Below are 13,399 nucleotides of genomic sequence, written 5' to 3'. Positions count from 1 at the left end.
TCCTCCTTAATTAATATCATTTAATGTATAAATTTTATAATTCGGTAATCCTCTACACGCCTCTACTAATTGACTTTTTCTTAATTCGGTTGTGGTCATCCATACTAGCACTGGATAATGACCCAACTGCAAAGCTAAGTTTGGCATTAGCTCTTTATATCTTGCTATCTTTAAACGATTTTCTTGCATCGTTTGTAAATGGTCCACTTCAAGAAAATGAGAAAAACCGCCCTTATTAAACATTGCATCTGCAATAACAGACGTACGTTTATTGTCTATTTTCAACTCGTTCTTCCAATCAGAAGGGCATCCATAATGTAACCACATGTCATTACGCATTATTGTGTGTTCAACATGGCTGCCCTTTTTCCTGACCTTTTCACAACCAACATACATCCTACCGACACGACTTAAATAATAAATACTTTGATAACCATTTCTAACGCATTGTAGATAATTAGATAAATCACTCAACACTCTATTTGTATTTCGTGTTGTACCAAGATTAAGGCATTTATTTATTTGATCTCTTGTAAGAAAATCAAACTTCTGTAAAAGTAACAATATCTTCTCTTGTCTTGTTGATAGAGGTTTCTTTTTCATTGAACTCCCCCTCTTTAATTAAGTGTGGAAGAATAATGGATTGTATTTCATCAGAGGTTATAAGAGGCGTTTGTAGTATTTCACGTTTATCAGCAGTTTGGTAAATAGCTCTGCCTTTAATCATTGGTAACGTTTCTGCTCCTTGTTCATCGAGCACGACCCTTGAAGCAATTGCAGACTGAACTCGAAACGATATTTTAGCATCTGAATTTTGTTTACACTGTCTTGGAATAACATCACCTGTAGGATATTGAGTAGCTAAGATTTGTCGGAAGCCTAACCCTGCCCCAATCCTAGCTATTTGAGACATAATTGATTGACATTGCAGCTTTAGCACTTTTTCCTCTCTTGTTACCGCTTCTAATGGGTTTAATTCACCTACTTCATCTACAATGACAAAATAGCGTTCTTTTATCCCAGCTTCTTGAACATTCTTCTTTCCCTTTTTCCTTAATGAGGTTTGTATTTTACGCATTTGATTATAAGCTAGTTGTAATGTTTGTAAGGCTTCTTCTGGTTCGTATGCTATTGATACGGTTTGCTTGATTTTTTCATAGTCACACAGCTCTACTCCGCCCTTTAAATCCACTAAGAAAAAATGAACATTATCTGAATTGCTATGTAATAAGCTACAAATTGTCGAATTAATGAGGTTACTTTTCCCATACCTTGTTGCACCTCCTAACACTACATGGGGCACTTTTTCAAAGTCATGGTATCTAAAGCTATTCTTTTCTCTTGCAACTCCTACAGGTACTTCCCAGCTCTCTCCTGCATGAAAATCGACTCTTTTAGGCAACGGTTTATCGTAGACCCTTATAATTAAAAATCCATCGAAATCTAATTCTATTTCTTTTTGCTCCGTTAATTTAGACTTCCTTAACTGCTGTAAATTTTTAATTACATCACCTTTCCAATCCATTGTTAATACATCATTAAAATTAATTTGCTTACGCCTATTGTTCAGACCATCTTCTAAAACATTTATTTTGGACAGATAATCATTAAAACTACGCCCTAATGGAATCCTGTATTTATATTCCCATCCCCATTCATATTTTTTCTTTTTCACTAATTGAGTGGTCAATGTATCTTTGCCATCTTTAACATTTAGACCACTCAATGACATAATTCGTTGAATTTTCCCGCTCTCATTTGTAGACAAATTTTTCTTCTTCATAAACGCATGAAATGCAATTCCACCAAACACTGAACTCGTAACCAATTCAAAAAGCATTCATTAACCCCCTCCTAAACTTTCTAAACTTCACGGTTATCTTACGAAGTAAGAGTTGCTGCAATCGAGAACAAATTTTAATGCCATAAAACCTTGCTACACTAAAAAGGACAACTTTCCTGATTAAAAAGTACACTAGAAGGAAATCTGGCATTATATCGAGAACTAATTCAAGAAGGTATTTTGTTTATTGATACATTGTTATGTCGATATTTAAGAATAAATTCCTAACTTGCGATATAAATTATTGATTAGGAGGAAATTTTTTAATGGAAGTACGTTTAAAATTAAAAATGATACTGTTCGAACGAGGAATTACACAAAGAGAATTAGCCGAGAAAACAGGGTTAAGGGAGAATGTAATTAGCGAGATGGCAAATAATCAGAGAAAGACATTTAACCGTGAACAAGTAGCGAGGGTAATTCAATACTTAGAAATCACAGATATGAATGAAATATTCGAAATTAAATAAAACTGATAACCACAGTTATTCTGGTCTGTTATTTTACATGTACATTCTGAATGTTATATTGTAAACTGAAATCACATTTTGGAAATGACTAAATAAACAAGGGGAATAATGGTATGGTGTTTCTAGGTAAAAGCGTTCGTTTCGTCGCAATTACTATAATGGTTATAGTGGCTGTTTGTTTGTGGATTGGTTTCTTTTGGGAGCCAGCATGGTACGTTCCAGGGGTTTTCTTCGGTTCGGTACTAATTATTCTAATCATTTCTTTTTTCATAATGTTTATCATTGAATTTATAGACAAAATAAAAAAAAGACCAAGACAACAATAAAGTTATCTTGGTCTTTTCTGTTATTTTACATTTTTATCATAATAACGTTTCAGCATTGTTGCCATCTGTTCACGAGTTAATGCACCACCAGGATTCATGCTTTTTCCATCACCCTTGATGATGCCCTCTTTAATAGCCCATGCCCAAGCTTCTTTATGGGATGCTCCTACATCCGCAGTAGATTGTAGATTCGCTTTCCCTCCTATAAGTTTTTTTATTTCAGCAAGATCCTTTTTTAATTGTTCATTCTCTTTTTTTAGTTCCTTATATTGGCTCATTGTTAAATCCTCCTCTAATTTAATTCCATTTTTTATATCTAGTTTGAATTGTTCTTCTGTAATACCCATACTTGCTAAATAAGAAAATGGGTCTCTATGATTAGTGCCACCTAAATTATCCGAAATCCAACGATGTGACTTTATTCCATTCCCATTACCATCTAATAAAACTGGGATTCTAGCTGCTTTTGCTAACTCTCTCAAAAGCCAAATATACGCAGCATAATCCTTTTTGAATTGCTCCTTATCAGAAGTTCTTGCTAGCTCTACCTGGGCATAACTATACGGATTCCCTTTTGGACCACAACCATATTGCAGTTTATTGACTGGTGCAACTTGTACAATACGACCACCATCACCTACCCAATGTGAGGTATATGCATTGTCCTTATTCCGATTCATATAGGCAATTTCGTTTTCTAATGCTTTAGGACCTGTATTGTTAGGGTTTCCTGATTCATGGGCAATTACATACCTTATTCCTTTTAATGCATAGTTTGGCAGCCCCGACATTATACGTTTTTCAATAACAAAATTCACTTTACATCACCCTTTGGTTTTTCATATTTTAATGCTTGTTCACTATCATTGACATCACTTGTTGTAGGGTCAACGACAATCCCTAATAAAATTAAAATGCTTAAAATGGTATTAAAAATAGCAGTAGCTTGTTCGCCAACTGCTTCAGGTAAACTGTATCCAAATGCTGCTGTTACTTGTTGAATCAGTAATAATAAAAATGCAAATAGTGATACTAAAAACGGTTTGTGTTTTAATCGTACTTTCCAATTAATTTTCATGATTATTTTCCCTCCACCTTATCTAATCGTTTGTGAAATGATTTTTGTGATTCTTCTACACGTGTAACACGTTCAGATAGCACCTGTACTTGTTTCTCATTAGCTTTAATATCAATCCGAATATCATCTACGCCTTTACTGATGTATTGAAGTTGTGCGCTGACCTCTGCTGATTGTTTTCCATCATCTTTAATACTTTTATTCTTATTAAGCTGATAGCCTTGCACAGCTACAATAAGCGATAAAACCGTTAATACAATACCTAATTCTACCGTCAATTGACATCACCTATCCTTTACATTTTTTAGCCACAAGAATCTCTCCATTCCACTTCTATTACTCTCATAGCCCATAATAAAAACACCTTCTAAATTGAAAGTGTCTAAAGTATCTATATAAACATAAATGGAGCACTCCAAGCGCTCCATTTATGGAAGGTTATATTAATCCGTTACCATTATTTCTGTTGTAATTTTTTCGCTTCTTGACGCTGTTCTTTTTCAACTGCTTTCAAATACTTTTCATAATCCTCTAGCATAATTATTGCTTTATCCAGATTATCTTTATTTAAAACAGCTTTGTCTAAGTCTTTAATAATAGCTTCTTCGGATTTATTTGGCTTGTCACCCTGGGCACGTGCAATCCTTGCCATATCTCTAAGTGCCGTATTAATTGTTTCAATATGGTCTTTTTTAATTTCCTTAGAGAATGATTGACCATCAGCATCTTTTATACGGTCATACATCATTGCATCACGGAGCTTCCTTAATGTTTTCATATCATCTTGTACTTTGCGATATAGCTTTAAATCTTCTGGCGGAGCATATCGAGTACCATTTGAAGCATAGTCCCTTTCTTTTTTATCAAGTTCCTCATAAAATTGTGTAATCGAATTTGTTCCCCCATCATTGATACTAGAAGTGAAGTAACGCTCTGTGTAACTTCGTTTCAATCCTTCTGTATCTGGCTTTTCTACTACACCTGTATTTACAAGTAATTGATCCGCACCCCATAGATAAAATTGTCCCATTTGCCCAAATTGTGCTTTGAAGGTTTCTTCAAGTGTCATTGGCGACTTATCTAACTTCTTCCCTAAAAACTTCATGATTTCTGAAGTGTTTTCGGTATATTGGTCAGGCTTTTGAAGCTTTTGCAGAGACATCGGCACAAATTCCCGTTTAAAATTCAGATTCTTTTCGGTTACGTAAGAATACCAAACGTTAGCAAGTGTCGGCATCATAGTTGGTGTCATTGTAGATAAAGCATTTCCATAGATTTTGTCCCAACTTTGTTTATCCTCACCTTTTTGAGCATCTAAATACTCGCCATATAACTTTTCAGGGATTGTTTTGAAAAGCACACCAATTTCAAATGGTATTGGAATTTTTGCAAATTCACCACCGCCCAGCGGTATTAACCAGTTCATATCCTTTTCCCATGAATCTAATTCCTGATATTCTTCATCGTCACGGTTCATTGCATAGAGTAAAAGCGTCGGTAATGTAAGAAGCGTAAGCGCACGTACAGAAGTACGCAGTTTGTGTTTTGCAAACGTTCGTGCAATATTATCAGGACCTTGCAGAGACACATTGAAGAATAGTGTGATTTTATTAAATTCTCGTGTAGCACTACCGAAACGTTTATAATCTACGTCAGCTTCACGAGAAGCCAGGGCAGCTTTTTGTTTACTACCTGTTTGTTTCTTTACAACTTGATATTCAGCTAACTTCAACGCTTGGTCTAACGTATCATTAAAAGTTTGTAATATCTTAAATGGAAAACTAACCGTTGATTTTGCTAAATACCAATTTAAAGCTTTTCGTTCTTTCCAAGTCCCTTGCCTCATACTACGAAGATAATGTTTAGCTTTCTTATTCAATGCGATTTTATCTAGCTCTCTGTTTAGATACTCTCTTTCTACTGCAATAAACGTAGATTGAGCACCACCAGATTTCCACCATTCAGAAACAGCCTTACTTTCAGGGATTTTTGAATTAACATCTGATAATACTGATTTCAAAACAGACCCCCAAGCTTTCGCTACACGTGCTGGGTGAGTAACATAATTTAACCCTGTAGCTTCTGTTTTAACTAAGATTTGAGCTAGTGAACGCCAAAATGTCCGTACAGTAAAATACGGACTCGCTGTAATACCTGAACGTATAAGGTTGTTTGATTTTTCAAATGGTTTGAAGAAAATTCCGAATGCTTCTGTAACTGCACGGTTATCGTAAGCAATTAAAGCATTATAAAGTAAATCATCATGGACTTTATAAAGTTTCGGTTTCCCTTCTTTCCAAACTAATATTTCGTTATTGGCCGCACTAGGCTTGAACATGGGTTCAAACACTTTGAACGTTTGTTCCATGTCCATATCTTCTAGCATATCCGCTTCTAAGCCTGCATCTAAAAGTGACTTTTGAATTTGCTTAATTTGTCCCTCATAAAGTTTCATTTTACTTGGAATTTCTTCTATGATATCCCTAGTCACCTCTGCGGCAAACTCACTATCAGGATTCGCTAACTCTCCCATTGCGTAGCCAACTGCATTTCGATCAGCTAAACCAAAATAGAGATGCGTGTTACGGATAATACTCTCGATAGGATTTATGATATTTCTTGCTGAACCCGCCTCTGACATACGTTTTATCCCTTGCTGTTGATTAGAAAATTGTTGGCTACTTCCTCCGCCAGAACCACCCTTGCCCTTTTCACCTGTTTCGGTCATTACACGATAAAATGGCACATAATATGGATAGGCTTCTTTCAACTTCCCTGGCAATTCTTCTGGGATTAGATTACCGTCCACTAATACTTGCAATAGGTCTTGTTGATACTGATAAATTCTTTCAGCATGTGCCTCATAACGGCTACCCGACTCTAAATATTGTTTCATTAATTCTGGACTTAAAGGTGTTTTTGATTTCCCCTTTTTTTCAATCAAGTACAGACCATGTTTTGCTACCAGGTAGCGTCCAAATGCTTCAACATCGTCAACATCCTTCAAAATACTTTCTAATGACTCACCTGTACGTTCACCAGTAACACTATTAAAGGTTTCTCTTTTTATAAATGTTGCAGCTCTTGCTACAGTACCACGAGTCAATACCGCCATTTCATAAGCATTGTAACGCCCTTCAAATTTTAGCCCTGTTTCCTTTTCTATTTGTTTTAAGGCACTGTATATTGGATGCTCTTTCTCAAAAACCCTAGAATACCATTTAGTAATAAATTGTTTGGCTGTCACCCGTTGCTTTTTCCCTTGTCCAATGGAAGATACAACCCCACGCAATTCTTGCTCCGCATCACGGTTCATCCAATCCATCATTTTACCCTGTAGACTCTCTAATGGTTTAGACCACTTGCTTTTCTTTAGTCCTTCTTCAACCTTTTGATGTAGGCGGTCACTCAATTCTTGATAATCTACTGTAGCTTCTGTTTCAGCATATAAGTATTGACGGAAATATTCTGCCACACCCTCTTTAGCTCTTTGCAAAGGTGTCATGGACTCTGGAAGTTCTAAATTCGCTTCTGCAAAACGAATCCATTCTTGCTTTAATTCAGGGTCGCTTGACCAACCATGACGAATATCAAAACGGTGTCCCAATTCATGAGCGATAACTTCAAAATCACCATAATCTTTTGTACGGATAATAGAAAATTTGTTCTTATAAATACCCTTTGCTTTTTGACGGAATTTCCCGACATCTAACCGCACTTGGAAATTATCTTTGATGTACTGAATAATTTCCGCCCTTGTTGTTTCACCAGGCTTTATTTTATCTTCTTTCCGTTTCCCTTGCCTTGCACTAACAAAGGTTTCTGTATTCGAACTTCTTCCGCTTGGTTCACTACTGCTACTCTCGTCACTAAACAAGTCCGTTTGCACTTCATCCGTTTCAGCACTAACTTTCTTTAGGACCGCTTCAAATAAGTCATCTTTTACAGGTGCATTTTCTTCAAAGAAACTTATTTGATTAGGATTCCCCGCATTTTGCAATACATCTGCATAAGCTTCTAATAAGCTCTTGTAAGCCTTTGTACTTTTTCTTGCTTTTCCTTCTATCACAACCCCTTTATCAAATAGCTGCAATAATTGTTTCGAAACATTAGAAAGACCATCATCAAATAAAGAAGCTTGATTTAAAAAGGTTTCGACTGTTACACCTTCCTTTCGTAACTCCGAAAACTTTTCTACAGCCGCTACAAAATCAGGTGATATATCTTCGTCGAAATAAGCTCCTGCATCTATGCTTTCTTTCATATTTGCGATAGTTGGAGCTGCTTGCAACATAGCATTCGTTAATGTTTTAACGTTGTTATCATTGGATTCAATCATTAATAACAAGGCATCATTATTACCATAGGCTTTAGCAAGGATTGCATTTTGGACACGTCTTAAACCGTCTTGGCTAAGATTACCGTCAGCAGTCATTAATGACCCTCGTTCGTTCTGCGGTACTACCGATTGTATAAATTGAGATATAAACGCTCGGTTACTCGCTACATTCAAATCACCGTTTTCCGAAGGACTGAACAAGTACATAACTTTATTAGTTAATTTTTTAGCATCCGCAATGGCTTGCTCTGTAGCACTCATAGATGCTACGTTAGATACGTTTGCTTCTTCAACAAACGATTGACGGTTTACATCGTTTGTACGGACACGTACCAAAACAGGTTGTTCCATTTGCTCAATCGCATTTTTGTCCAATCCATATTTTTTAGCATGATCTACTAGATAAGACTTATAATCATTTGCTGTATCATAATTTTCTTGATACATCTTTTGAATTGCAATAGTACGTCCATTTCCGCTTTCTACTGTATAGTCCTTTGAAACGATTGGCGCGCCATCCGAAGCCTTTGCCGATTCACCTACCAATTCAGGATTTAACTTTTGTGCCATTGTAGTAACTTGCTGTTTTGAAGCTTGACGACTTCTATCCCTCGGTTGTAACTCGGCAGGATAGTCAGGATTTGTACGTAAAGCTGTATCATGCGAGGCTATTAAATGTTGTGCATCTACTACTTCATAATTGAATTGAATTTCTGTACCCGCTTCTGTATATGCCTTTCCAGCATTGCCAACAACATTAGAAATCGAAGGTTCTTTTGAATCTTTCTTTACTTGTTGTTCTTTATAATCTAATGGATAAATATAACCAAAAGGCACTCCATTAATCTCTTGCTTACTTTGACTAATGCTAGTAACTTCTTCTTCAACAAAATTATCTTTGCTAATGTAACGCAAAATTTTGTCACCACGTTTAACAACAAATGGCTTCTGGTCAACTCGTTCGATTATAAATGTATCTCGATTGTTTTCTAAAGGCTTATCAATCGTTACTATCCGTGTAGCAACGCCTGTTGAACGTTCACTATCCTTAAAGCTGTTAGGCGGCAGTTGTTCAGATACCCCATCCAAATCCTCTAACCACTCACGGAATGATGATGCCTTTTTATCTCCACGGAAGAATGGTCCTTCAGACATGATAGCTACAATACGCCCACCTGGTTCAAGCAATTCATAAGCATGTCGCACGTGGTCAATATCTTGACCGTTTTCAAATGGAGGATTCATGATAATACGGTCATAGCCCCCTGTTTCATAAGCAAGGAAATCTTCACCGACAACATTGTAATTTGATTCTTTCAAGTAACTTCTTAACTTGCTGTTCCATTCCACTACATCTAACTGACCTTCAGTTAGTTCCTCCTGAATACGAGCAGCTATGTTCCCTTTCCCTGCACTTGGTTCTAAAACCTTCATGCCTGGTTCAATAGATGCCTCAATAAGCATTTGGTCCACAATAGGTTGTGGCGTTGGGAAAAAACCTTCTATTTTGGATTGCGTTAATTCAGCTTCTAGCTTGCGCTGTGCGTCCTTTTTCTTTTGCTCCACATTTTCTCCTACATCATCTACATAACGCAAAAATTCACGCATTCCTGAACGCAAAGAAGGAGTGGTATTAAGCTTCATAGCTTCTAATCGTTTTGTTGTATCAAAAGCAGCCTTTAACGTTTCAGCATAATAACGTTCGTTATCATTTTTTATGGCGAAATCGGCTAGTTTTAATACTTCTTCACGAACATTTGTCGCATTTGCATATTGGTTAGAAAAGTCACTATTAAATTTGTTTTCTTTCAAAAATTTATTCAAACGTATAGCTGCCTTACCAAGACCCTTTGTGCCAGTATTAGCTTGTATAACTTTGTTTAGCTGATATAGACTTATCTCTGGTTTCGGCAATTGAAGTGCATTTATTTCACTTTCTGTAATTGGTTCACTTGCAATTTTTTCACGTTCTGTTGGCGTCAAATAACTATTTGGATTATTTACTTTCAATTCTTTTTCCCTAGAGTCAATTCGATCTCGAATCATTTTGTTTTTAATACGGAGCAAGGTTTCAATATGTGTACGTGCTGTTATATTGTCTAAGAATGTGGCTTCCCCACTTGCAATAGCTTCAGCAATACGGAACATTATTTGTTGCTGACGTTCTAACATATCCGCTTCTTCTCGCATACTTGAATCAATAGCTGCACGTCTAGCCGTATTCGTCAAACGGTTATCGTCCCGTTTTTGGTCAATTGTTTTTTGCATTGCTTCAGCAGTATTACGTAATTTATCAGCTATTAATTGCGCTTGCGTTCCAGAATCATTAGCTATATCCTCGCTTGAATCCTCTTGAACAGAACCTTCAAGTTTTGAAGATGGGTCCGACTTGAACACAAATCCCTTTTTAAAACCACTCCAATAACCACCTAGACCCTTAATATCCTTACGTATCTCCGAAAATTCTTCTTTAGAGACTCTATCATTTAAACGAACAACCCAAATATCTGAACCATCTCTTGTATCAACGTCTTTAATAATTTTGAAATTACCTTTTTTTACAATCTCGTTATTGTTTTTATATGGCTTTTCTTTTTGTCTTTCCCTTTCTCTTAATGCTTGTAATTCATCGTACTTAGCTTGTTCTGTTTCTGTAAGCTTACGTTGTGATGATGCTCGTTGGAAATCTTCTATAGATTGAGGACTTTTAATAGACTCTCTAACCTTATTTTTGGAAGCAATGTGTTTGCCAATCTTGTCATCATCCAAACCATTAATTTTTTCTTCCAATTGCTGTGCTTTTGAAGGTCTTTTTTCTTTTAAGTCAAAAATATTACCGCCAGTATAAGTTATTACATCTGAATCAGCATATGCTAATCGCTCTAATGCCGCATTATAAATATCTTCAACTAATGCACGCTTTGTTTTTTCTTGTTTACGTTTATGTTTCGGATTTTCTTTAACTTGCTTGTAAATATCCTCTTTAATCGTCTCGGCATTATCTCTAAGCCAGATGAATTGATCTTTAATTTCCTGGGCTGTGTAATTTAAGTCATTCATTTTTTTACGCATCCATCCAATACGTTTTATCGTATCAGTAGGAATATCGCCTTTAGCTACGTTCTTTTCCTCTACAACAATCTCACCCTCTTTTATATTAGGTGAATTAACTTCATTAACATTAGAAGGTTGCTGTACATCTTCTACAATACTGTTATTAGTATCAATTTCTACGTCAGCAATTGGGTCAGCTAAAACATTAGCTTCACTTCTTCGCATGTTAATTTGTTCGATAGCAGTACGAGCAACCTTAATAGTTCGACCACTAGGAGTTTCCACTTGAACATGTTTTCCTCCGTCATCTTCTAAAACAGTATAAGTAGTATCTGCCCTTGTCCCTTTTAACTTCACTTCATCCCCTGTTTCTAAATTTTCAATCAATCCTCTAGGTTGCTTAGTGGCATTTTCTTTTAATTGAGAATTATCTTGTTCCTGTACAAGTGCATTTGCAGGGTTAGTTATTGCAGGGACATTTACATTACCAGTCTCTTGTTGTGGCATCTGCTGTTCGATTTGCAAGGGACTTGCTGTCGTTGCAGCAACGTCTTGTGAAGGGACTGTTTGATTATTATTTGGAGCTTGACGTAAAGCTTGTTGTAGCACCTGTAGAGGTGAAGTCGATTGCTGATTTGTAACATTAGGCTGCTGTAATGCCGCTTGCCTAGCACCTGGAATTTCGATTGCTTGCCCTTTTTCAGCTAAAGCAAATGGATTGAATTGATAGTTAGGTGATTCGTCAGCGAATGTATACTCCAATGTATTTCTTTTCTCTTGTTCCTTTAAATTACGTTCCATAGGCGAAACATTATTTAAAGCACCAGATTGACGCTCTAATTCTTTATCAATCATATAATCTCTTGCGCTTTGTCCAGTTGATTCTTGGACATCCTCATACTTACTAGCCATTTCTTCTAAAGCTTCAAGCTGAGCTTCATAAAACGACTTTCCACTTTGCCTTGCAGAATCAACTAACTCGTCAAATTCCGTTCTACGTTCGTCTGACATTGAGTTAATTGTCCGCTGTGTTATATCATCCAATGTATTTCTACTTGTTGCATTATTTTGTGTCCCTGCCTTTTCACCTGTGCCCTGTGAACCGTTAGACTGTAATAGGGACATACTTCCTGTACCTACCCCTCCAAGCAATCCACCGATGACCATTGACTCAACTGTGTTAGGATCAGTCCACTTAAATTCATCACCTAATGCTTCTGTAGATATTTTGTTTTGGAAACCTTCTTGGACACCTTCCGTTAATGCTCCCCCTGCTGTTGCTGCTCCTAATTGACCAACACGACCCAGACCAACTTTAGACAACCCCTTTGTTAAAGGAGTCATAGCAAGAGCTAATTCAAGCGCACTCGTACTTCCAGTTAAAGCTAAATTCTTTTTGAACGTTTCGTCTGCCGCTTCTTTTGCCGCCTTTTCACTCATTCCACGATTCTTTGCTTCTTCATATACTGAACCCGCTTCCATTGCGCTCTCTAAGGTTGTCATAGCTGTTGTACCACCCGCAACCCCCGCAATCGTTCTAGCGATAGTAGGTAATTTAGTTAATGCTGTCGCTCCTTTTATACCTAAACCAACACCACCACCAATAAAAATCGTTCCTAACTGCGGTAATTGTCTAGACACATTCGTTGCATAATATTCAGGGTCCAATAAATTCGACCAAGTAAACTCCTTACCATTTTTATAGGATTCTCCATAACCTTCGGAAATGTTTTCACCAAAATCAGAAACGTTTTTACCGACTTTATCAATACCTACATAATTTAATGCATCACCTATTTGTTTAATAAAATCGCCTGTACCTGCACGTAAGTTAGTTCCTACTTTCGCCTGAAGAGAATCGTTTTTATTACCTTGAACAAGAGTGCCCGCTAACAATGTGTCACTAGGTAAGTTCTCTGTTGTATCCTTCTTCGCAGCATTCCAACCATCGACCATACTTTCCCAAAACGTTTTCTTTTTTTCTTTTTTCTTTCCAGTTTTCTCGGTTTTTCCGATTTTCTCATTTTGTTCTGTTGAATGACTTTTAGAATCTTCCAATAAGGCTCTGGTGTTGGCAGCTCGCCCTCGCTCACCTGGCGTTCTTTCAATCGCTTTTGCTAACTGTCTAGCTGCATGATTTTCGTAAGTAGCATCTCCTAAACCTTGCGATAGCAATTGCGCCTTTGAACGAGTACCGTTCCATTCTTCAAACGAAGGCATCGTAGATGTTGTTGATGCTTTAATGCGTTGATTATCTCTTTTTTTCCATTCTTCATAACTAAATGCCAT

At 36.7% G+C, this 13,399-nt stretch carries 7 protein-coding genes; 1 reads left to right on the top strand and 6 read right to left on the bottom strand.

Annotation, left to right across the window (positions count from 1 at the left end; genetic code table 11):
- Nucleotides 1–6 precede the first annotated feature (6 nt).
- Both ACMGGO_RS07065 and ACMGGO_RS07060 read right to left on the bottom strand, forming a co-directional pair.
- Nucleotides 7–603, bottom strand: a complete 597-nt coding sequence (locus tag ACMGGO_RS07065) for a replication-relaxation family protein (RefSeq protein ID WP_420281731.1) — start codon at nucleotides 601–603, stop codon at nucleotides 7–9.
- Nucleotides 542–1,840, bottom strand: coding sequence for an FtsK/SpoIIIE domain-containing protein (locus tag ACMGGO_RS07060; protein ID WP_420281730.1), 1,299 nt, complete (start codon nucleotides 1,838–1,840; stop codon nucleotides 542–544). The genes ACMGGO_RS07065 and ACMGGO_RS07060 overlap by 62 nt, the downstream gene beginning before the upstream one ends.
- Before the next feature lie 269 nt (nucleotides 1,841–2,109).
- On the opposite strand from ACMGGO_RS07060, the gene ACMGGO_RS07055 reads away from it, so the two are divergent.
- Nucleotides 2,110–2,313 carry a helix-turn-helix domain-containing protein gene (locus ACMGGO_RS07055; protein ID WP_420281729.1) on the top strand — a complete coding sequence of 68 codons (204 nt, stop codon included), beginning with the start codon at nucleotides 2,110–2,112 and terminating at the stop codon, nucleotides 2,311–2,313.
- A 346-nt stretch (nucleotides 2,314–2,659) separates the two neighbouring features.
- On the opposite strand, the gene ACMGGO_RS07050 is transcribed toward ACMGGO_RS07055, so the two are convergent.
- The 4 genes from ACMGGO_RS07050 to ACMGGO_RS07035 all read right to left on the bottom strand — a co-directional run bounded on the left by ACMGGO_RS07050 (nucleotide 2,660) and on the right by ACMGGO_RS07035 (nucleotide 13,399).
- Nucleotides 2,660–3,457 carry an N-acetylmuramoyl-L-alanine amidase gene (locus tag ACMGGO_RS07050; RefSeq protein ID WP_420281728.1) on the bottom strand — a complete coding sequence of 266 codons (798 nt, stop codon included), beginning with the start codon at nucleotides 3,455–3,457 and terminating at the stop codon, nucleotides 2,660–2,662.
- A complete protein-coding gene (locus ACMGGO_RS07045; protein WP_420281727.1) occupies nucleotides 3,454–3,717 on the bottom strand; it encodes a phage holin in 264 nt (87 codons plus the stop codon). Before ACMGGO_RS07045 ends, ACMGGO_RS07050 begins: the two co-directional genes overlap by 4 nt.
- Before the next feature lie 2 nt (nucleotides 3,718–3,719).
- The gene (locus ACMGGO_RS07040; RefSeq protein ID WP_420281726.1) at nucleotides 3,720–3,995 is read right to left on the bottom strand and encodes a hypothetical protein; all 276 of its coding nucleotides are present in this window, start codon (nucleotides 3,993–3,995) and stop codon (nucleotides 3,720–3,722) included.
- A 179-nt stretch (nucleotides 3,996–4,174) separates the two neighbouring features.
- A complete protein-coding gene (locus ACMGGO_RS07035) occupies nucleotides 4,175–13,399 on the bottom strand; it encodes an LPD38 domain-containing protein (RefSeq protein ID WP_420281725.1) in 9,225 nt (3,074 codons plus the stop codon).

Source organism: Lysinibacillus sp. BNK-21, from assembly GCF_048684915.1.
Taxonomy (GTDB): domain Bacteria; phylum Bacillota; class Bacilli; order Bacillales_A; family Planococcaceae; genus Lysinibacillus; species Lysinibacillus capsici.
Note: the sequence above shows the minus strand (reverse complement) of the source record. Positions and strands in the feature narration are given on the sequence as shown.